The organism is Sphingomonas sp. SORGH_AS_0870, from assembly GCF_031453175.1.
Lineage (GTDB): Bacteria > Pseudomonadota > Alphaproteobacteria > Sphingomonadales > Sphingomonadaceae > Sphingomonas.
This window is the reverse complement of the sequence record NZ_JAVIYW010000002.1, coordinates 2495379-2514781: the sequence shown is the minus strand read 5'-3', so window position 1 is coordinate 2514781 and position 19403 is coordinate 2495379. Positions and strand designations below refer to the sequence as shown.

17 protein-coding genes are annotated in these 19403 nt (G+C 64.6%); 12 read left to right on the top strand and 5 right to left on the bottom strand.

Features of this window, described 5'->3' with window-relative positions; translation table 11 throughout:
* Window positions 1–3: 3 nt before the first annotated feature.
* Together QE363_RS11705 and QE363_RS11700 are read right to left on the bottom strand one after the other, a co-directional pair.
* The gene (locus tag QE363_RS11705) at window positions 4–930 is read right to left on the bottom strand and encodes a cation transporter (RefSeq protein ID WP_309695406.1); all 927 of its coding nucleotides are present in this window, start codon (window positions 928–930) and stop codon (window positions 4–6) included.
* On the bottom strand, window positions 927–1367 hold the full coding sequence (locus QE363_RS11700; RefSeq protein ID WP_309695405.1) for a hypothetical protein: 441 nt from the start codon (window positions 1365–1367) through the stop codon (window positions 927–929). The genes QE363_RS11705 and QE363_RS11700 overlap by 4 nt, the downstream gene beginning before the upstream one ends.
* 215 nt (window positions 1368–1582) lie before the next feature.
* Here QE363_RS11700 and QE363_RS11695 point away from each other — a divergent pair, with 215 nt between their 5' ends.
* Genes QE363_RS11695 through QE363_RS11675 form a run of 5 tightly spaced genes read left to right on the top strand, consistent with a single transcriptional unit; the run spans window position 1583 to window position 6553 of the window.
* On the top strand, window positions 1583–2002 hold the full coding sequence (locus QE363_RS11695) for a MarR family winged helix-turn-helix transcriptional regulator (RefSeq protein ID WP_307098736.1): 420 nt from the start codon (window positions 1583–1585) through the stop codon (window positions 2000–2002).
* Between the two features lie 4 nt (window positions 2003–2006).
* Complete coding sequence (locus QE363_RS11690; RefSeq protein ID WP_309695402.1) at window positions 2007–4016, top strand: FUSC family protein; 2010 nt, start codon at window positions 2007–2009, stop codon at window positions 4014–4016.
* Complete coding sequence (locus QE363_RS11685; protein ID WP_307098731.1) at window positions 4013–4237, top strand: DUF1656 domain-containing protein; 225 nt, start codon at window positions 4013–4015, stop codon at window positions 4235–4237. Before QE363_RS11690 ends, QE363_RS11685 begins: the two co-directional genes overlap by 4 nt.
* Window positions 4238–4241: 4 nt before the next feature.
* Window positions 4242–5135, top strand: a complete 894-nt coding sequence (locus QE363_RS11680; protein WP_309695399.1) for an efflux RND transporter periplasmic adaptor subunit — start codon at window positions 4242–4244, stop codon at window positions 5133–5135.
* Window positions 5132–6553, top strand: a complete 1422-nt coding sequence (locus tag QE363_RS11675) for an efflux transporter outer membrane subunit (protein WP_309695397.1) — start codon at window positions 5132–5134, stop codon at window positions 6551–6553. Before QE363_RS11680 ends, QE363_RS11675 begins: the two co-directional genes overlap by 4 nt.
* Before the next feature lie 93 nt (window positions 6554–6646).
* Here QE363_RS11675 and QE363_RS11670 read toward each other — a convergent pair whose 3' ends face one another.
* On the bottom strand, window positions 6647–6892 hold the full coding sequence (locus QE363_RS11670; protein WP_309695395.1) for a hypothetical protein: 246 nt from the start codon (window positions 6890–6892) through the stop codon (window positions 6647–6649).
* A 128-nt stretch (window positions 6893–7020) separates the two neighbouring features.
* Here QE363_RS11670 and QE363_RS11665 point away from each other — a divergent pair, with 128 nt between their 5' ends.
* From QE363_RS11665 to QE363_RS11650, 4 genes are all read left to right on the top strand, one after another.
* Window positions 7021–9351: an FdhF/YdeP family oxidoreductase gene (locus tag QE363_RS11665; RefSeq protein ID WP_309695394.1), complete on the top strand. Its 2331-nt coding sequence runs from the start codon at window positions 7021–7023 to the stop codon at window positions 9349–9351.
* Window positions 9352–9550: 199 nt separating this feature from the next.
* Window positions 9551–10399, top strand: a complete 849-nt coding sequence (locus QE363_RS11660; RefSeq protein WP_309695392.1) for a CDP-alcohol phosphatidyltransferase family protein — start codon at window positions 9551–9553, stop codon at window positions 10397–10399.
* Between the two features lie 6 nt (window positions 10400–10405).
* Window positions 10406–11503, top strand: coding sequence for an inositol-3-phosphate synthase (locus tag QE363_RS11655; RefSeq protein WP_309695390.1), 1098 nt, complete (start codon window positions 10406–10408; stop codon window positions 11501–11503).
* Window positions 11500–12222: an NTP transferase domain-containing protein gene (locus tag QE363_RS11650; RefSeq protein WP_309695388.1), complete on the top strand. Its 723-nt coding sequence runs from the start codon at window positions 11500–11502 to the stop codon at window positions 12220–12222. The genes QE363_RS11655 and QE363_RS11650 overlap by 4 nt, the downstream gene beginning before the upstream one ends.
* A gap of 431 nt (window positions 12223–12653) precedes the next feature.
* On the opposite strand, the gene QE363_RS11645 is transcribed toward QE363_RS11650, so the two are convergent.
* Both QE363_RS11645 and QE363_RS11640 read right to left on the bottom strand, forming a co-directional pair.
* Window positions 12654–14060 carry an aldehyde dehydrogenase family protein gene (locus QE363_RS11645; protein WP_309695386.1) on the bottom strand — a complete coding sequence of 469 codons (1407 nt, stop codon included), beginning with the start codon at window positions 14058–14060 and terminating at the stop codon, window positions 12654–12656.
* Between the two features lie 138 nt (window positions 14061–14198).
* Window positions 14199–15692, bottom strand: a complete 1494-nt coding sequence (locus QE363_RS11640; protein ID WP_309695385.1) for a PLP-dependent aminotransferase family protein — start codon at window positions 15690–15692, stop codon at window positions 14199–14201.
* A gap of 179 nt (window positions 15693–15871) precedes the next feature.
* On the opposite strand from QE363_RS11640, the gene QE363_RS11635 reads away from it, so the two are divergent.
* The 3 genes from QE363_RS11635 to QE363_RS11625 all read left to right on the top strand — a co-directional run bounded on the left by QE363_RS11635 (window position 15872) and on the right by QE363_RS11625 (window position 19278).
* Window positions 15872–16378, top strand: coding sequence for an antibiotic biosynthesis monooxygenase (locus tag QE363_RS11635; protein WP_307098714.1), 507 nt, complete (start codon window positions 15872–15874; stop codon window positions 16376–16378).
* A 174-nt stretch (window positions 16379–16552) separates the two neighbouring features.
* A complete protein-coding gene (locus tag QE363_RS11630) occupies window positions 16553–17419 on the top strand; it encodes a cupin domain-containing protein (RefSeq protein ID WP_309695381.1) in 867 nt (288 codons plus the stop codon).
* 200 nt (window positions 17420–17619) lie between these two features.
* Window positions 17620–19278, top strand: a complete 1659-nt coding sequence (locus tag QE363_RS11625; protein WP_309695378.1) for an AMP-binding protein — start codon at window positions 17620–17622, stop codon at window positions 19276–19278.
* Window positions 19279–19403 lie beyond the last annotated feature (125 nt).

Sequence of the window (19403 nt, the reverse complement as noted above, 5' to 3'; positions counted from 1 at the left end):
CTGCTATTCGGCCCCTCGTTCCGGGGGGATGAAGCTGACATGGTCGAGGCGCCACGACTGATCCGGGGCGCCCGGCCAGAACGTCGCCGGATCATAGTCGCCCTCCTCCGGCAGGGCGCCGACGACCTGGGCTCCGATGACGCGACCTGTCTCGCGCAGACGCACCTCGGCGCCCGGGAAGCGGGCGTTCAACGCCGCACGCAGCGCCGAGGCATCGTCGGCGACGCGCTCCCCGTCGAGCGCGCGAGGGGCGCCGTCGATCAATTCCGCCGCCGCCGACTTTAGCGAGCGCAGCCCGTCGTTCAGAATATCCAGCGAGATCAGGCCCGCCGCGACCGCATCCGCCCACCAATAGCCCAGCCCGATACCGATCACCCCGCCGATCCCCGCCACGCCCGTCATCCAGTTGGCCTTTTGCGTCATCGCATCGGTGAAGAGTGTCTTGTCGTTCAGTTCGCGGGCGAGCGGCAGCTTCAACCGGCCGAGGACGATCGGCACGACGATCGAATAGACCTGGGCGGCCACCATCAGCCAACCCAGCCAGATTTCCTGCCCCGCGATGTTTACGGAGGTGACGGTGGCATGCTCCTGCCCGATCAGGCTCATCGCCGAAGTTACCAGCAGGACGCCGCCAAGAGCGGTGAGCGCGGCGGCGGCCAGTGCGAAGGCGAGGCTCGGCGCACGGGCGAAACCGTTGGGAAACAGCGCAGTGGGCGGACGTCTCTCCAGGCGCGCCGAGATCAGGAAGACGATCGGCGGGACCAGGCTGAGGCAATCCTCGATCCATGCCGTCTTCATCGCCTGGCTTGCCCCCATCGCCGCGCCCATGACGGCGATCACGCTGATCGTCCAGGCCAGCGACCACCACTCCAGCCGTTGCGCGCGGGCGAAGACGGGCTTCAGATGCGGGGGCAAGACGTCCTTGCTCATCGGTCCGGCACCTCCGCTCTTGTTTCGCGTTCGACCAGCGTGATCCACGCATTCTCCCCGTTCCGGGCGACGATATGCGATGCCGTCACGGCCTTGCCTTCCTCATGGCGGCGGTACGGCAGACCGAGCGCGACGCGCTTTGCCCATGGCGATTTCGCGTCGAAGCGCCCGCCGACGACGAGGTCCAGTTGCCCCGCCTCCAGTTGGAGGAGCAGCGGCTCGAGCGTACCGACCACGACCTTAGGTGCGGCACCGGTCCGCGCGGCAATCCGGGTTAGGATCCTGTCAGCAACCGCCATGTCTCCTCGCTCGGCACCCGCGACCGCCCCTATGCGAAAGGCTCGGCTCGCGCGGATGGTTTCCAGCGTTCCCCCGGGGTCGCGCGGAATGTCGCCACAGCCCGCGAGCAGAAGAAGCGGTAGCCAGGCGAATTTCATCGACGGCCTGCGCCAATGCGAAGGACATTCCTCATGACCCATTGCAGCGGGATTTTCCTTTCGATGCAAGTACATTGGGTTAGGTGCGCGATCTTGTCCGCCCTGCCCGCTGGCCGCCCTCTATCGCAACGGCCTACAAACCATTTGCGCCATAATAGATAGATAGCTATCTATATTTTGAAATGTCCGATTCTCGACGTCATCTGGAACGGCGATTGGCGACCACGCTGATCCCGCTGGCCCGCGCATACAGGCGGCATCTCGACCGTGCTCTGGCAGGGCTGTCGCTTTCGCACTCGTCCGCGCTTGCCGTGATGTTGCTCGGCCGGATGGAGGACGGGGTGCGCCAGGGCATGTTGGCGGAGCAGCTCGGCGTCGAAGGGCCGACGGTCGTGCCGCTGGTCGACCAGATCGAGCGCGCGGGCCTTGCCGAGCGGCGGCCGGATGCCAGCGACAAGCGCGCCAAGACGATCCATCTCACCCCGGCCGGTCGTTCGCTCGCCGCGCTGGCGGAAACCCGCTCGGCGGAAATCCGGTCCGCGCTCTTTGCCGATATCCCTGCCGAAGATCTGGCCATCGCGATCACCGTGGTGGAACGGCTCAGCCAGGCGATCGGCGCGTCCGAGACGGATTGAGCCCATGCGGATCGGCGTGCGGCAGGCGGTATTTTCCGCCAATTGCTTCGTGGCGGCGATGCTGGCGCTGTTCGTGTCGTTCCGGCTCGGGCTGGATCGCCCCTTCTGGGCCATGGCGACTGTCTATATCACCAGCCAGCCGCTGACTGGCGCGGTGCGATCCAAGGCCGTGTTCCGCCTTCTCGGGACGATCGTCGGGGCCAGCGCCACCGTCGTGCTGATACCCCTGCTGGTCAACGCGCCGATCTTGCTGTCGCTTGCGCTCGCGCTCTGGGTTGCGGGCTGCCAGTTCGTCTCGCTGCTCGACCGTACGCCGCGATCCTATCTGTTCATGCTGGCGGGCTATACGGCGGCGCTCGTCGGGTTTCCCAGCGTCACCCACCCGGAGGCGATTTTCCAGGTAGCAGTGCTGCGCGCCCAGGAAATCGGGATCGGCGTGACCTGTGCCGCCATCGTCCACGCGGTCGTCTGGCCGCGCAGCGTCACCGCCCTGCTCCGCACGCGCATCCAGGCCGTGATGGGCGAGGCGGAAAGCTGGATCGTCGACTCACTCGCGCCGGAGCCTCTGGCCCATACGGATGCGAAGCGACGCCGCCTGGCCGGAGACGTCACCGAACTTCACGTCATGGCCACGCATGTGCCGTTCGATACCGACGCGCAGCGACCGACCACGGCGGTACTGGCGGCGTTGCAGGATCGGCTGGTTCTCCTCGTCCCGCTCGTCTCCGCCGTGGAGGACCGCATACGCAGCCTTTCGGTCCTGCACGCCCTTCCCGCCCCCGTCGCGGCGCTGATTGACGATGTCCGGCGCTGGGTCCGAGAGCCCGACAGTGCCGCGCCTGCCGCCCTCGTCGCGCGCGGCGCCGCGTTGGCGGCCGACGAGCCCATGCGGTCATGGGGCAGCCTGCTGACCGCCAATCTGCTCGCCCGTCTCGGCGAACTGGTCGTGGCGCTCGACACGGCGCGACATGTCGCCGTGCAGGCGACCGCGCCCGACACCCCGATGCCCGAGCCCGTCCGGGCCCTGCTGCGCGAGCGGCAGCGCCGCCCGCTCCACCGGGACTATGCGCTGGCAGCGCTCTCCGCCGCAGCGACCGCGATCGCGATCCTGGGATGTTGCGCTTTCTGGATCGTCGCCGCCTGGCCCGAGGGAGCGGTGGCGGCGATGATCGCGGCCGTCGTATGCTGTTTCTTTGCGACGATGGACGATCCGGTTCCGGCCCAGCGTGGTTTCCTGATCTGGACCGCTGTCTCGCTGCCGCTGACCGCCCTCTATCTCTTTGCGCTGCTGCCGCTGGTGCACAGCTTCGAGATGCTGGCGCTGGTGCTGGCCCCGATGCTCCTGATCGCCGGTGCCCTGCTCGCGCTGCCGCACTGGTATGGCCGGATGATGCCGATGATCATCGGCATCGCGGGAGGCCTGGCGTTGACCAACAATTTCTCCGCCGATGCCGTTGGTTTTTTTAATGGCAGCATCGCCCAGCTGGTCGGCGTGGCGGCCGCGATCTTTGCGACGCGTGTCTTTCGCAGCCTTGGCGCGGGAACGGCCGTTCGGCGGCTGCGCCGTGCAGGCTGGCGCGAACTGGCCGATCTCGCGTCCGGTCCGTCCAGCCTCGCCATCGCCAGTTGGAAGAGCCGGATGCTCGACCGGGTGGGGCTCCTTGCAGCGCGGGTCGGCGATGTCGACCAGGCGGACCGCGATGTCGCCATGGCGACGCTGCGCGATCTGCGGGTCGGGGTGAATGTGGCCCAGCTGGCGCCGGACGGGAGCGACGATAACGCAGCGCTGGCCGCGTTGCGCAACGAGATCGCCGTGCATTTCCGCAACGGCGACCCCGACACGACGGCGATACCCGCATCCGCCCTGCTCGCCCGAATCGATGCCGCCATCGCCTCCGCGATCGACCTGCCGGTTTCCGAAAGCCGGTGGAACGAGCTTGCCGCGTTGACCGGGCTGCGTCGCAACTTCTTTCCGGGGGCGGCTCCCTGGGAAATGCGGAAGGAAGCGGCATGACGGGGGAAGTCGATCTTGCCGGGGTCTATGTCCACCCGCTGTTGATCGCCGCCATTCTGGCATTCGTCGCCGCGGAAGCGATCGCCTGGGTGCTGGGGCGGCTGCGACTGTATCGCTTCGTTTGGCATCGCGGCCTGTTCGACGTGGCGCTTACCATTCTCCTCTGGGCGGGCTTCGCCGCGCTCCTCAACGGCGGCGATGTGGCCGCTCTTTTCGGTTAGTGAAATGAAGAAGACTGCATTTCTGCGCGTCGCCGTGACGCTGATGGTCGTCGCCCTCGCCGGGTTCGCCGGGCAACGGCTATGGGCGCATTATGAGGAAGACCCCTGGACCCGCGACGGCCGGGTTCGCGCCGATGTGGTTCAGGTGGCGCCCGATGTGTCCGGGCTGGTCACCTCGGTCCTCGTCCGCGACAACCAGCAGGTGGCCGTCGGCACGCCGTTGTTCGAGGTCGACCGGCCGCGTTACCGACTGGCCGTGGCGCAGGCGCAGGCGGCGGTCGCCGCCCAGCAGGTGCAGCTTGCTCAGGCGCGACGCGAGGCCCGACGCAACCAGTCGCTGGGCGATCTGGTCGCCGGGGAAGTCCGCGAACAGAGCATGGCCAAGGTCGCCCAGCTCGATGCTTCGCTGGCGCAGGCCCGCACGGCGCTGGACACCGCCCGCCTCAACCTGGCCCGGACGATGGTGCGCGCCAGCGTCGCCGGCACGGTCACCAATTTGGAGCTTCGCCCAGGCGACTATGCGAGTGCCGGTCACCCCGAATTTGCGATCATCGACCGGAGTTCGCTCCACATTATCGGCTATTTCGAGGAGACGAAGCTGCCCCGCATCCATGTCGGCGATCCCGTGCAGATCCGCCTGATGGGTGAAAAATCGACCATTGCGGGGCATGTGCAGAGCATCGCTGGCGGCATCGAGGATCGCGATCGCAATTCGGGCGCGAATCTGCTCGCCAATGTGAACCCGACCTTCAGCTGGGTCCGGCTGGCGCAGCGCATCCCCGTCCGCATCACCATCGATCATCTGCCCGCCGGGATCGCGCTGGTCGTCGGCCGAACCGCGACCGTCGAGATATTGCCGTCGGCGGCACCGGCTCGGCCCAAGGGGGTACGGGCATGAGGCGCCACCCGCTTGCCCCTGCCCTCATGGCGGCTCTGCTTGCGGGCTGTGCAGCGGCGGGGCCCGATTATCACAGGCCCGCCACGGCCATCGCGGAGCGCCCCAGTGCGACGGGCGGCTTTGTCAGCGGCTCTTCCGCGGCCTTCACCCCTGCCCCGCTGCCGGATCACTGGTGGAAGCTGTACAGCGATCCGGTGCTCGACCGACTGGTCGAGGACGCGCTTGCCCATAACACGGACCTGCGCGTCGCCAGCGCCAATATCGCACGCGCCAATGCCGCGCTCGGCCTTGCCGAGCAGGCTCGCCAGCCAAGGACCGAGATCGAGGCCGCGCCCGGCTATGCCCAGCGATCGGCGGAGGAGGAATTGCTGCCCGGCGCACCCCTGCCCTCATCCTTCGTCTATTCGGCGCGGGCGGGTATCTCCTATCAGGTCGACCTTGCCGGGCAGATCCGACGCGCCGTCGAAGCGGCCGGTGCGGATGTCGCAGCGACCCAGGCCGCCTATGACGCGACGCGCGCGACCGTCGTGGCGGATACGACCCGCGCCTATCTCGATGCCTGTGCCGCGGGGCGGGAGATCGGCATCGCGCAGCAGGCGGTGGCTCTCCAGGCGCGCACGACGACCCTGACGCAGCGGCTGATCCGCGCCGGACGCGGCATTGCGCTCGACGCGACCCGGTCGCGGGCGCAGGAGGAACAGGTCCGCGCGACCTTGCCGAGCTTGCTCGGGGCCAAGCAGGTCGCGCTGTTCCGGCTGGCGACGCTGACCGGCCGCCCGCCTGCCGAGTTCGACCGTCAGGTCGCGGCCTGTACGCAGGAGCCCCGTCTCGACCGGGCCATTCCGATCGGCGATGGCGCGGCCCTGCTGCAACGTCGTCCGGACGTGCGCCGGGCCGAATTGGAATTGCACGCCGCCACCGCCAGGATCGGGGTCGCGGAAGCGGAACTCTATCCGCGCATCACCCTTGGCGCTTCGGTGGGCTCGGTCGGCCTGCTGCGCAACGCACTCGGCAGCGACACCTATAAGTTCTCGCTCGGCCCGCTGATCAGCTGGGAGTTTCCGAACCGTGGACGGGTCCGAGCCCGCATTGCCAGCGCGCAGGCGGTCGCCGACGCCGCCTATGCCAAGTTCGACGGGACGGTTTTGGCCGCGTTGCGCGAGACCGAAACCGCCCTGACCATTTACGCTCGGGACTTGGATCGCCGTGCGGCCCTAACCGCCGCCCGCGATCAGTCCGCTCGCGCTGCGACCGATGCCGAACGGCTGTTCAAAGCGGGGCGCACGGGTTTCCTGTCCGTCCTCGATGCCCAACGCACGCTGATCGGCGCAGAGCAGACGCTCGCGGCGGCGGACAGCCGGCTGGCGGCGGACCAGGTCCAGCTGTTCCTGGCTTTGGGAGGCGGATGGCAGATTTAGCCGACCGGACAAGCAAAACCGGGGTTTTCAGGGAAGTGGCTGGGCAACCGGAGTTCCCGCTTCCGATATGGATCACCCTGCCGATCAGCTGTGCTACGCTTGATCCGTCGTCCCTGACTGACCGCGCCGCGTATTCCAGAGCAGCCCTGCCACGACACACGCGGCCCCGCCGACGAGCACCGAGGGTCGGATACCAAGGCGGACAGCCGAACGGTCGAGCAACACCTCCCCTCGACCGACGGCGTTGACCAGTCGCGGCACAATTTGCGTGTCGATGAAATATTTCGGGGCCGAAGGGCCCGTCGTCTTTTTCAACATATAGTCGCGACCGACCGTCATGGCATTTCTCCTTTTTAAATCCGTATCTTAGATTAAATCTGGGATAGCCGCCGCCGCTACAGGGTTAACGACAGGACCCGGCGAATGTTTCGCAAGGAAACGCCCGCCGCCCCGGCCGGAGATGCCCGATGAAAGCCACTTATAAGCCGTATCGCCTCCCCTCCGGCGGGTGGGGATCGGCCCGATCGGTCGGCAATATCCTGCGCCGGGAGGGCGTGCTCGGCAGCGCCAGCATCGCGCTGTCGCGCCACAACAAGGTCGACGGCTATCAGTGCAACAGTTGCGCCTGGGTCAAACCGGCTACGCCGCTCCCCTTCGAGTTCTGTGAGAACGGGGTGAAGGCAGTGGCGTGGGAGTTGACCGCTCACCGCTGTACGCCCGCCTTTTTCGCCGAACATACGGTCAGCGAATTGCTGGGGTGGGACGATTATCATCTGGAGCAGCCGGGGCGGCTGACCCATCCGCTGCGCTATGATCCCGCGACCGACAAATATGTGCCGGTATCCTGGGGCCATGCCATCGAGGAGATCGCCCGCGAACTTCGCGCGGTGGACGACAAGCAACACGGCACCGTCTTCTACAGCTCCGGCCGGTTGTCGAACGAAGGCAGCTATCTCTATCAGTTGTTCGCCCGGCTTTATGGCAACAATAACCTGCCCGACAGCTCGAACATGTGCCACGAAACGACCTCGGTCGCGCTGCCCGCCAGTATCGGCCAGGGCGTCGGTACGGTCGATCTGGGGGACTTCGCCAAGACCGACTGCCTGATGTTCTTCGGCCAGAATCCGGGGAGCAACTCGCCCCGCATGCTGCATCCGCTTCAGGAAGCCAGCCAGCGCGGGGTGCCGATCATCACCTTCAACCCGCTTCGCGAGCGGGGGTTGGAGCGGTTCCTGAACCCCCAGTCGCCGACCGAGATGCTGACCGGCAAGGACACGCGGATCAGTTCGGACTATCATCAGGTCAAGAATGGCGGCGATCTGGCCGCGATCGCGGGCATCTGCAAGGCGGTGCTGACGCTGCACGACGATGCCCTGGCGGCGGGTGAGCCGCCGATCCTCGACCTCGCCTTTATCGACGAGCACACGCATGGGTTCGCGCGCTTCGCCGACTGGCTGCGGGCGCAGGATTGGGACGTGTTGGAGCGGCGTTCCGGACTGCACCGTGCCGATCTCGAAGCGACGGCACTCATCTATGCCCGTGCGCCGTCGACCATCGGCATTTACGGCATGGGCCTGACGCAGCACCGTGCGGGGGTCGAGACGGTGCAGATGCTGGTCAACCTCCTCCTGATGCGCGGCAACATCGGACGCCCCGGCGCGGGCATCTGTCCGGTGCGCGGCCACAGCAATGTCCAGGGTCAACGGACGGTCGGCATCACGGAAAAGCCCGAGCTTTTCCCGCTCGACCGGCTGGGTGAGCAATTCGGCTTCGAGCCACCCCGCGAGGCGGGGTACAACACGGTCGAGGCGTGCGAGGCGATCCTCGAAGGACGGGTGAAGGCATTCTTCATGCTGGGCGGCAATTTCGCCCGCGCCATCCCGGACCAGGGTCGGATGGAGCCTGCCTGGCGGCGGATGCGGCTGACCGTCAACGTCCTGACCAAGCTCAACCGTACCGCCCTGCTTCCCGGCGAGATCAGCTATATCCTGCCGGTGATCGGGCGACTGGAGATAGACGAGACGGCGGCCGGGCAGCAGGCGCTGTCGATGGAAGACACGTCTGGCTGCGTACACGGCAATCGCGGAATCCGCACGCCGGCCTCTCCGCATCTCATCAGCGAGATCCGGCTGCTATGCGAACTCGCCAAACAGGTGTTCGAGCCCAACCCCAAGGTGCGGTGGGACGATTATATGACCGACTATGCCGAGATCCGGCGGGAGATTGCCCATACGCTCCCCGACAATTTCCATGACTATGAAACACGCATGTGGGAGCCCGGCGGCTTCCAGCGCGACCTGCCGGCCAAGCGGCGCGAATGGCAGACCGATACCGGCCGCGCCAATTTCGTCACGCCTGAGGCACTCGACGAAGACCTCGATATGCCGGACGTCGGCCATGACGTGCTGCGGTTGATGACACTCCGAAGCAACGACCAGTTCAACACCACCGTCTATGGCTATAGCGATCGTTTCCGGGGGATCGACGGCATCCGCAACATCGTGCTGATGAACCGCTCCGACATCGAACGCCGGGGCCTGAAGGTCGGACAGGCGGTGACGTTGCGCACCGTCGCCGATGACGGGGTCGACCGGCATTTGTCGGGGATGATCGTCGTCGCCTATGACATTCCGGTCGGATGCATCGGCGGCTATTATCCCGAGTGCAACGTCCTGATGCCGGTGTGGCATTATGCCGTGGGCAGCAAGACGCCCGCCGCCAAATCCATTCCCGTGACGGTCGAGAGCGACGGGGATGCGATAGTCGAGCCGGGCATGGAGGATCGTTCGACGGCATGACCGGCATAACCGGTCTTTTGGGAAGCCGAGCCCAGGCATGCGGTCCTCGCTCACAGCAAGGAATTTCGAGCCTAGCACGTTGATTTTGCGCATTTCGGCGGATGCAAGCCCGTCACGCCCACCGGCCTGAATGGACGCGTGGCAGGCCCTTTGCAAATCGCTTGCTATTCGTAGGCCTTAGTCCATACATTACGATTTGATGACGCTCACCATCCCCGACATGTCACGGGACCGCCGGATAGAAGATCCGACAAATCTCTGGATTATTCATCCAGCGGCGCGCTTTCTTTTGCCCTGGTTCATTGCGCGCGGAATTTCGGCCAATGCCGTTTCGCTGGCCGGGCTGGCTTTGGGCACGTTGGCGGCGCTGGCCTATACGCAGTGGGAAATGTGGCCTTTTGCCTTGGTCGGCTTGCTGCTGTCGGTCGGCTGGCTTGTCGCCGACGGCCTGGACGGGATGATCGCTCGGGCCACGGGCACCGCCAGTCCGCTGGGGCGCGTGCTGGACGGGTTGTGCGATCATGGCGTCTTCATCCTGATCTATGTTTCTCTGGCCTTGTCGATTGGCACATTTGAAGGTTGGGCGCTGGCCGTGGCGGCAGGCATTGCGCACATGGTCCAATCCAACATGTACGAGAGCGAGCGAGCCCGCTTTCACCGTCGCCGCAATGCGGTGGCGATGATCGTCCCTCCTGCCCCGAGCCGCAATCAGCTGGTTCGACTTTATGACCTTTGCTGGGGACTATTGGATCGCGTCGCCGCGCGGTTCGATCATGTGCTGGGGCAGCACCATGCGCCCTCGGAGTTTGCGGCAAGATATGCCGCCCAGGCCGTTGGGCCTATGCGGCTGATGAGCCTGTTGTCCGCCAATGTGCGGGTCTACGCGATTTTCCTTGCCTGCCTTTTCGCCAATCCCCGCCTGTTCTGGTGGTTTGAACTCATCCCACTGAACGTCATCCTCATCTTCGGACTTTTCCAGCACCGCATCGTCGAAAATCGTCTGAGTGCAGTACCGGCAGATCCTTTTCTGGCAAATAAGAGGGAATAAGACATAATGTCGGCCATTAATATTGCTATCGTTGGAATAGGAAACTGCGCCAGTTCTCTCGTGCAGGGGCTTTCCTATTATCGCGAGGGCGCAAATGAGACCGTCGGGCTCATGCATTGGGACCTTGGCGGGTATAAGCCGAGCGATATCCGCGTCGTCGCGGCTTGGGACGTCGATCAACGAAAAGTCGGCAAGGACGTATCGGAGGCGATTTTCGCCAAGCCCAATTGCACCACCGTCTTTTGCGAAACCGTGCCTGCCACCGGGACCAAGGTACGGATGGGGCATGTGCTTGACGGCGTCGCCGAACATATGTCGGATTATGACGACAACCGGACATTCCTGCTCGCGCATGAAAAGGAGGCGTCCAAAGCAGAAGTGGTCGCCGCCCTGCGCGAGACCAAGACCGATGTGCTGATGAACTATCTGCCGGTGGGTTCGCAGGCCGCCAGCGAGTTCTACGCCGAATGCGCGCTCGAGGCGGGTGTGGCGTTCGTGAACAATATTCCCGTGTTCATCGCGAGTGATCCCATATGGGCGGAACGCTTCACCCAGGCTGGCGTGCCGATCATTGGCGACGACATCAAGGCGCAGCTTGGTGCCACCATCGTTCATCGCGTGCTGACCGATCTGTTTGCCAAGCGGGGCGTCAAGCTGGAGCGGACCTATCAGCTCAACACCGGGGGCAACACCGACTTCCTGAACATGTCCAATCATCGCCGCCTCGCCTCCAAGAAAATCTCGAAGACCGAGGCGGTGCAGTCGGTCGCTGCGGAGCGGCTGCATGACGACAATGTTCATATCGGCCCGTCCGACTATGTGCCCTGGCAGAACGACAACAAGATCTGCTTCCTGCGGATGGAAGGGACGATGTTCGGTGGCGTGCCGATGAACCTGGAGTTGCGACTGTCCGTCGAGGACAGCCCGAACAGTGCCGGTGTCGCCATCGATATGATCCGGTGCGCCAAGCTGGCGAAGGATCGCGGTCTGGCGGGGCCGATCGACGCGGCATCGGCATATTTCTGCAAGCATCCGCGTTTCCAGATGACCGATGACCTTGCGGCCCAGGCGGTCGATGAGTTCATTGCCGAAGCGGCGGAATGATCGAGACCGGTATTGTTCTCGCGGCAGGCGAAGGCTCCCGCCTTCGCGCTGTCGCCCCGCTCAAGCCCCTTTGCCTGGTCGACGGGCGGACACTGCTTGCCCATGCCGTGCGCGGTATGGCGCAGGCAGGGCTGGCGCGAACGGTCGTGGTCGTCGGCTATGAGGCAGAGACGATCGAAGCCTATGTCGCGGCGCAGGACTGGCCGATCGAGGTCGAAACAGTACGGGTGAAGGATCATCGGCATCCCAATGGCTCATCATTGCTGGCGGCCGAACCGCTGCTGGGCGGTGAGGAGGCGATCCTGGCGATGTGCGACCATCTGGTCGAGCCAGCATTTTATCGGCGAATGGCCGCCGCCGATACGGGCGGTGGCGCGTCGCTCGGGATCGACCGTCGGATCGATAGCGATTGGATCGATCTTGACGACGTGACGTGCGTTCAGACGGAGGGCGACCGCTTGGTCGGCATCGGCAAGGGTCTCGCCCTCTATGATTGCTTCGATACGGGGGTGTTCAAGGTCGGCAAGGGCCTTTTCGACGCGCTCCGCGGATTGGACAGGCCCTCGCTCACCGAGGGAATGCGGTGCCTGGCAATCGACCGGGCCGCTGGCATCACGGATTGCAGCGATCTGGGATGGATCGATGTGGACGATGAGCGGGCATGGCGCATCGCAGAAACGCGGATGGCATCAAGTCGTCTTGGCGTAGTCGACGCTTAAGTGTTCCGTCCCGGCATCTGATGGATCGGATCGACGATGAACCGGTCTTGCTCTGACGTACAGACTTTTAAGGCCGATCGACATTCAGGATTGCTTCTTCTTCCCCTCTCCCCTGGACAGGGGAGAGGGTTAGCGAAGCTTGCCAGCCTGCTGGCTAGCGTAGCTTGGGTGAGGGGTTGAGCGAGCCCAAAGGCTCGCGCGCTCGCCAAGCGAGCGCCCACCCCTCACCCATTTCCAACTAGGCCTTTGCTTTCGCAAAGACCAAGTCTGCGCAACCCTCTCCCCTCTGCGAGGGGCGAGGGAGGGAAAGGCATTATCGGCCCTAGGTTGTATTCGTAGGGTAGGAGGCCGCTGAGCCTCTTGAGTTATAGGCGGCCATGAAGGTCGTGACCGCCGGTATCGATCCTGTTTGCGGCCTATGCCATGGCCGGTCAGGCCTTCGCCTCGTTGATGACATGAACCTGCGTGAATTCGTGGAATCCCTCCTCCGCGAATTCGACGCCCAGACCCGATTGTTTCGCGCCGCCGAACGGAATGGTCGGGCCGAAATCGAGATGTTTGTTGATCCAGACCGTGCCCGCCTCCATGCGCATGGCGAGATCACGCGCCGCATCGCGGTCGGACGACCAGATCGAGCCGCCCAGCCCCATATCGGACGCATTGGCGCGTGCCAGCGCGTCTTCGGGATCGTCATAGCGGATGACGGGAAGCACGGGGCCGAACTGTTCCTCGTCCACCAGCCGCGCACCGTCTTCGATGTCGCGCACGATGGTCGGGCGGATGAAATAGCCCGGCCGGTCCAGCACTTCGCCCCCGGCGATGATCGTGCCATCCGATCGCGCCGCTTCGATGATCGCCTTCACCTTGTCATATTGCGCCCGGTTCTGGAGCGGCCCGATCTGTGCGCCCTGCTTCAGCCCATCATCGACCACGGCTTCTTCAGCGAGCTTGGCCAGTTCCGCGCAGAGCGCATCATAGATGTCGGCATGGGCATAGACGCGCTTGATGGCGATGCAGACCTGTCCGGCGTTCAGGAATGCGCCGCCGAAAATGCCCGTCGCCGCCTTCACCGGGTCGGCATCGGGCAGGACGATCGCCGCGTCATTGCCGCCCAGTTCCAGCGTGAGGCGCTTGATCGACGCCGCTGCGCTCTCCATCACCTTCCGACCGGTCGCGGTCGATCCGGTGAAGCTGATCTTCGCGATATCGGGATGCGACGTCAGACGGGTGCCCAGGTCGTTCTGGTCGGTGATGACGTTAACCACGCCGGGCGGGAAGATCCCGGCCATCATCTCGCCCAGGCGCAGCGTGGACAAGGGCGTGGTGGGTGCCGGTTTGATGACCAGCGTGTTGCCCGCCAGCAGCGCCAAAGGCAGTTTGAAGGCGACGATCAGCACCGGGAAGTTCCACGGAATGATAGCCCCCACCCCCCCCAGCGGGCGACGATGCCGTTCGACCCGGCGGCTGTCATTGTCCTCCAGCACCCCGACCGGCAGGTCATGGGTCGCGAGCTGGCGAATGAAGGCGATGCTGTAGGCGATCTCGGCGGTGGCTTCGCTCAATGGCTTGCCCTGTTCCTGAGTGAGCAGACGCGCCAGGCTTTCCGCATGCACCTCCATGCAATCGGCAAGATCGAGGATCAGCGCGCGTCGCTCCGCAATCGGGGTCTTCGCCCAGGCCGGAAAGGCCCGCTTCGCCGCCCCAACCGCTTCATCCAACTGCCCGGCCGAGGCGCGCGGGCATAAGGCCAGCACTTCCTCGGTCGCGGGGTTGATGACCTCCATCCTATCCGCGCCATCGACCAAATGACCGTCGATCAGAAGCCGGTAACCGGGCATATCCCATCCTCCTGCATTGTCGTCGACGTCGGCCACCTGGGCGAAGGGAACGTCGAGGAATTTCAGGAAGCCTAAGAAGCTTTCGGTCCATCCCCTAGAGCCAAATCCGGCCTTAAGAGTGGTACCAGTTGGGGCGGCCTAGCACCGCTGGCCGACGACGGTGGCGACACGGGTAAAGGCTTCGCGGATCGCCTCCTCCGACAACCCGGTATAACCGAGTACAAGCGAGCGTTCGCGAAAGCGGCCGGGATTGCCATATTCCTGCGTCGCGGCGCCCGCGAACGGATACAGGCCGACGCCGCAGTTCAGCGCGATACGCTGCATGTCATTCGCGGCGGGGAGATCGGGTGGCAGCGTCCACATCATGTGCATCCCGCATTCGCGCCCCATCAGCACGCCGCCGGGGAAATGCTCTTCGATCGACCGGATCACTTGGTCTCGCGCGCCCATATAGGACCGGCGGATCCGGCGCAGATGGCGGAGAAACGCGCCTTCCTTCAGGAAGTCCGCGATCACCGCCTGTTCCAGCCATGGTGCGCCATGGTCGGTCAATGTCTTCACCAACCGCGCCTGATCGAGAAGATGACGCGGCATGACCGCATAACCCACTCTCAGTCCCGCGCCGATCGATTTGGAGAAGGTGCCGAGATAGATGACGTGGCCCCGGCGATCCAATCCGGCGAGTGCGGTCAGCGGTGGTCCATCATAGCGGAAGTCGCTGTCATAATCATCCTCGATGACATAGCTGCCCGTCTGGTAGGCCCAGTCGAGAAGGTGCAGCCGCCGGTCGAGGCTGAGCGTGCAGCCGGTCGGAAACTGGTGGGACGGCGTCACATAGACGAGATTGCCCATGAAGCTTTCGAGTTGCGAGACGACGATACCCTGTTCGTCGACGTCGATCGGACGGATGCTGGCACCATAGCTGCCGAAGAGAAAGGCCGCACCCTGGTAACAGGGATTCTCGACCGCCACGCTCGCCTTCGTACGATCGGTGATGAAGATGCGGGCGAGCAGGTTGAGCGCCCCCTGGATGCCGGAGGTGACCATGATCTGATCGGCGCTGGCTTCCATCCCGCGCGTTTCGCCCAGATGCGCCGCAATCGCTTCGCGCAGCGCGGCCAGTCCACGCGGATCGCTATATTCGGTCTGGATGCCATGGGCATAAGCGAGATGCCGCGCGATCGTGCGTTGCCAGAAGCTGGTCGGGAAGCTGTCGGGGCGCGGCCGCCCGACGAAGAAATCGAACTGCGGCCGTGATCGCCTCTCGTGCCACAATCGAGGCGCCCGCCCGGAAAAACTGGGATTCTTGCCCAACCGGAGCCGCTTGCGGCTGGGCTGAACCGACGAATGGCCATTGCGCAGCAGGACCGTCGCGTCGGGCAGCCGGTCGTTGACGAAGATGCCCGCCTTGGCCCGCGAGGTGATATAATCCTCTGCGGCGAGGCGTTCATAGGCCAGCGTCACGGTGTTGCGGGCGATGCCCAACTGGTCCGACATGCTGCGCGTCGAGGGCAGTCGCTTGCCCGCGGCCAATGTGCCTTGCAGGATCTGGTCGCGCACCGCCTCGTAAATCTGCACCTGCAGCGATCGCTCGTCTTCGCGGTCGATACGAATGATCAGGTTCATCGTCATCGTCAGGCGTGCCTTCGCTACCCCAGCTGCACCGATCCTATCGCACGGTCGCGCCAATGATAGAGCCGTCGGCATCTGGCACCATCATCTTCCGCTATACTGGCCCTACCGACTGGCCAAGTCGCTCTTCATCCTCACCGCACAGCTTATCGGGCTGGACTCATTGAGCGGAGAATCCCATGTCCATCTATCTCAGTATGCAGCGTGTGCGCTTTTCCAGCCCGGACGGATACGAGAAGTTCAAGGTCATTTTCGCCGATACGCGCAATCACCTGATGAAGCTGCCCGGCTTCCTCCATCTGACGTGGTGGGTCCATCCCGAAGACCCGACCTGGTTCAACGAGGTCAGCTTCTGGGTGAACCGCGCGGCGCTCAAGGACTGGCACCAGGCGACCTACCACAAGCACGCCAAGGCATGGGCGGCGCGTGGTGCGATCATGGAAGACATCATCACCAATTTCGAACTGACCAACACGCGGCTTCTCCGCGTATGCCCCAATTGCGGGCTGGTCGAGGACAAGGCGTTCGAGCTGCAGGAAGAGCAGAAGGTTCTCGCCGAACCCTGCCCCCAGTGCAATTTCAACTTCCCCGTCATGCCGAACACGCCCAGCAGCTTCGCCGTGTTCAAGGATGTGCCGCTCCTCGCGGAGACCATCTCGCTGACCGCCCCGTCGATGGAGGCGTGAACGGCGGAGCAGGCGGTCGAATGTGGCCATCTGGCCCCATCAAAAAGGCCAGGGATGGCGCTAGGCTGTCGGTCGTGATGCTCTGATAGTCAAGCCTGGTCGACGTTCGGGGGGAACCGAATGGTTTTCCCGATCGGCCGGTTACGGTTCAATCTCGTTCAAGGGAGATTTGGCATGGCAACGCAGTTGGCGGCGCAAGTGCAGGAATTGCCGCGTTTCGCGGTTCATGGCGGCGTGCAGAACGAACCCAATGAGAAATGGCTGCCGTTCGAATGGGTCGAGCCCCGTTTCGGCATGCAGGTGCACGGCGAATATGTGGTGGCCCGGACCGAAGGCACGTCGGGATCGCTGTCGGCCGGTTTCTGGCGCACTGGCCCCACCGCGCCGGGCGCGACGGCGGACGGGTCGCATACCATCGTCTATTCCTCGCCCCTGGGCGACGAGGTGGCTTGCGTGATCGACGGCACCGCCGTGCTCACCGTCCTTTCCACCGGCAAGCGCTACAAGGTCGGCCCCGGTTCCATCATCAACTCGCCCAAGGGGCTGGAAGTGCAGTGGGAGATCGAGGGGCCATCGTTCAAGAAATGGTGGTGCATCTGGAACGGCAGCGAACCGACGAGCAATGCGCCGCAGGATCTGCTGATCTCGCACACCAGCGACAATCCCGCCGATTGGCTGGAATATCATTTCGACGAACCCGCCGAAGGCCCCCTGGTCGCGGGCGAACTCTATTTCCTGCGCTCCGGCGGTTCGACGGGCACGATGATGAGCGGCGTCTGGCGGTCGGGCAAGGGCATTGCGGGCAGCGATGTCGATGAAAAGGGCGCACTCAAGACCCCCTATACCGGCGTGCTGGGCGACGAGACGATCCTGCTGCTCGAAGGCGAGGTCGAGGTGGTGGAAACCGACACCGGCAAGGTCCGTAATTTCAAGGCGGGCGATACGATCGGCCTGTCTTCCGGCATGCACATCACATGGACGTCGAAGGGCCCCTTCTCGAAGAAGCTGTGGGTCATCACGCGGGACGTACTGCCTGAATAGCGCCGGGATCGCGGTCACGGGTGGCGGGACCTCTGGGGGCCGCCACTCCGGTCCGGCAGACGCCGTCCGCAGGGGCGAACGCATCATCATGGATCCAGGCCGACGCCTCCTCCCGCCAGGCGCAGCGGCAATTCAATAATCAAGGTGGGAAGCCCGAGAGACCGCATCGATGCGGCGTGATCGTGGAGAGGATCGAACGCATGACCGGCCTATCGGCATCGGTCGCCGTCCCTGATTACAGGAAGGCGGTCGAGGAATTTTGCATTGAGCGGGAGCGAGCGCGGCTTTCGGGACGTCCGTCGGCCGGTATCAACGCCTGTGTCGAATGCTGCGACCGCTATGCCGATAGCGACGATGTGGCGCTCATCACGATCGCGGCGGATGGCACGCGCCGTGATCATGGCTTCGCCGCGTTGCGCGACCTGTCGGCCCAGGTGGCGCATATGCTGGTGGCGCACGGCGTCCGGCCCGGCGACGTCGTAGCGGGCCTGTTGCCGCGAAGGCTGGAACTGGTCGCGACGATCTTGGGCGTCTGGCGGATTGGGGCGACCTATCAACCGCTGTTCACCGCCTTCGGCCCCAAGGCGATCGCGCACCGGCTGGGCATCGGTAACGCCGTGCTGGTCGTGACGGACAGCGCCAATCGCCCGAAGCTGACGGACATTGCGCAATGTCCACCGATCGCGGTCGTCCGCACCCCGGAAGAGCCGCTCGTGGCGGGCGACATCGACTTCCGGGCCGAGGTGGCTGGGATGTCGACCGCTTTCGAGCCCTTCCTGCGCACAGGCAACGATCTTTTCCTCATGATGTCGACATCGGGGTCCACGGGCCTTCCCAAAGGCGTGGGTGTGCCCCTGAAGGCGCTGATCGCGATCGGCGCCTATATGCGATGGGCGATAGACCTGCGAGCGGAGGACCTTTTCTGGAATATCGCGGATCCCGGCTGGGCCTATGGTCTCTATTACGGGATCACCGGGCCGTTGCTGCTCGGCCGGGCGACGATCCTGCATGATGGCGTCTTCTCCGCCGAGGCCGCCATCGATCTTATCGCCCGGCTCGGCGTCACCAATCTCGCCGGTTCGCCCACCGCGTATCGCCTGCTGATGGCGGGGGGCGGCGCGGCCGCTGCCAGGGTAAAGGGCATGCTGCGCGTCGTCAGCAGTGCGGGCGAGCCGCTGAATCCCGAAGTCATCCGGTGGTTCGATGCCCAGCTCGGCGTGCCAGTGCACGATCATTACGGCCAGACGGAAACGGGCATGCTCGTGAACAACCATCACGGCCTGTCGCACGCCGTCCGCATCGGCTCGGCCGGGGTTGCGATGCCCGGCTACCGGGTCGCGGTGCTGGGTGAGGACGGCCGCGAACGGGGCCTGGGCGAACCGGGCGAACTGGCGATCGACATCGCCCGGTCTCCCCTCTTCTGGTTTGACGGCTATTGGCGACAACCCACGCCCGCCATCCGTGGCGGCTATTACCGGACGGGGGATACGGTGGAGCTGGGCCCCGACGGCAGCGTCAGCTTCATCGCGCGTGCCGACGACGTCATCACCTCATCGGGCTATCGGATCGGCCCCTTCGATGTCGAAAGCGCATTGATCGAACATCCCGCCGTGATGGAGGCCGCGGTCATCGGCGTGCCGGACCCGGACCGCACCGAGCTGGTCAAGGCCTTCATCGTCCTGAACGCGGGATTTGCGCCGACGCCAGCGCTGGCCGATGCCCTGAAAGCGCATGTCAAAACCCGACTGTCCGCGCATGCCTATCCCCGGCTGATTGCGTTCCTGTCGGAACTGCCGAAAACCCCCAGCGGCAAGATACAACGCTTCATGCTGCGCGCCATGGAACAGGACCAAAGCTGAACTGGCCCCATCAAAAAGCGGCGAACAGGTCCTAAGAAGAGGGGCAGATATCCGGCACCTTGAGCCCTGGCACCAGCGTTCGGGGCTGTGCGACAGGATCCACGCACCCCTTTATCCCTGACTGC

What these genes read in the sequence shown, in the direction of transcription:
- QE363_RS11660 (WP_309695392.1), top strand. Translation starts at nt 9,551, where the DNA reads ATGACGCTCACCATCCCCGACATGTCACGGGACCGCCGGATAGAAGAT.
- QE363_RS11650 (WP_309695388.1), top strand. Translation starts at nt 11,500, where the DNA reads ATGATCGAGACCGGTATTGTTCTCGCGGCAGGCGAAGGCTCCCGCCTT.
- QE363_RS11670 (WP_309695395.1), bottom strand. Translation starts at nt 6,892, where the DNA reads ATGACGGTCGGTCGCGACTATATGTTGAAAAAGACGACGGGCCCTTCG.
- QE363_RS11640 (WP_309695385.1), bottom strand. Translation starts at nt 15,692, where the DNA reads ATGACGATGAACCTGATCATTCGTATCGACCGCGAAGACGAGCGATCG.
- QE363_RS11685 (WP_307098731.1), top strand. Translation starts at nt 4,013, where the DNA reads ATGACGGGGGAAGTCGATCTTGCCGGGGTCTATGTCCACCCGCTGTTG.
- QE363_RS11655 (WP_309695390.1), top strand. Translation starts at nt 10,406, where the DNA reads ATGTCGGCCATTAATATTGCTATCGTTGGAATAGGAAACTGCGCCAGT.
- QE363_RS11665 (WP_309695394.1), top strand. Translation starts at nt 7,021, where the DNA reads ATGAAAGCCACTTATAAGCCGTATCGCCTCCCCTCCGGCGGGTGGGGA.
- QE363_RS11625 (WP_309695378.1), top strand. Translation starts at nt 17,620, where the DNA reads ATGACCGGCCTATCGGCATCGGTCGCCGTCCCTGATTACAGGAAGGCG.
- QE363_RS11645 (WP_309695386.1), bottom strand. Translation starts at nt 14,060, where the DNA reads ATGCCCGGTTACCGGCTTCTGATCGACGGTCATTTGGTCGATGGCGCG.
- QE363_RS11705 (WP_309695406.1), bottom strand. Translation starts at nt 930, where the DNA reads ATGAGCAAGGACGTCTTGCCCCCGCATCTGAAGCCCGTCTTCGCCCGC.
- QE363_RS11690 (WP_309695402.1), top strand. Translation starts at nt 2,007, where the DNA reads ATGCGGATCGGCGTGCGGCAGGCGGTATTTTCCGCCAATTGCTTCGTG.
- QE363_RS11680 (WP_309695399.1), top strand. Translation starts at nt 4,242, where the DNA reads ATGAAGAAGACTGCATTTCTGCGCGTCGCCGTGACGCTGATGGTCGTC.
- QE363_RS11635 (WP_307098714.1), top strand. Translation starts at nt 15,872, where the DNA reads ATGTCCATCTATCTCAGTATGCAGCGTGTGCGCTTTTCCAGCCCGGAC.
- QE363_RS11630 (WP_309695381.1), top strand. Translation starts at nt 16,553, where the DNA reads ATGGCAACGCAGTTGGCGGCGCAAGTGCAGGAATTGCCGCGTTTCGCG.
- QE363_RS11675 (WP_309695397.1), top strand. Translation starts at nt 5,132, where the DNA reads ATGAGGCGCCACCCGCTTGCCCCTGCCCTCATGGCGGCTCTGCTTGCG.
- QE363_RS11700 (WP_309695405.1), bottom strand. Translation starts at nt 1,367, where the DNA reads ATGAAATTCGCCTGGCTACCGCTTCTTCTGCTCGCGGGCTGTGGCGAC.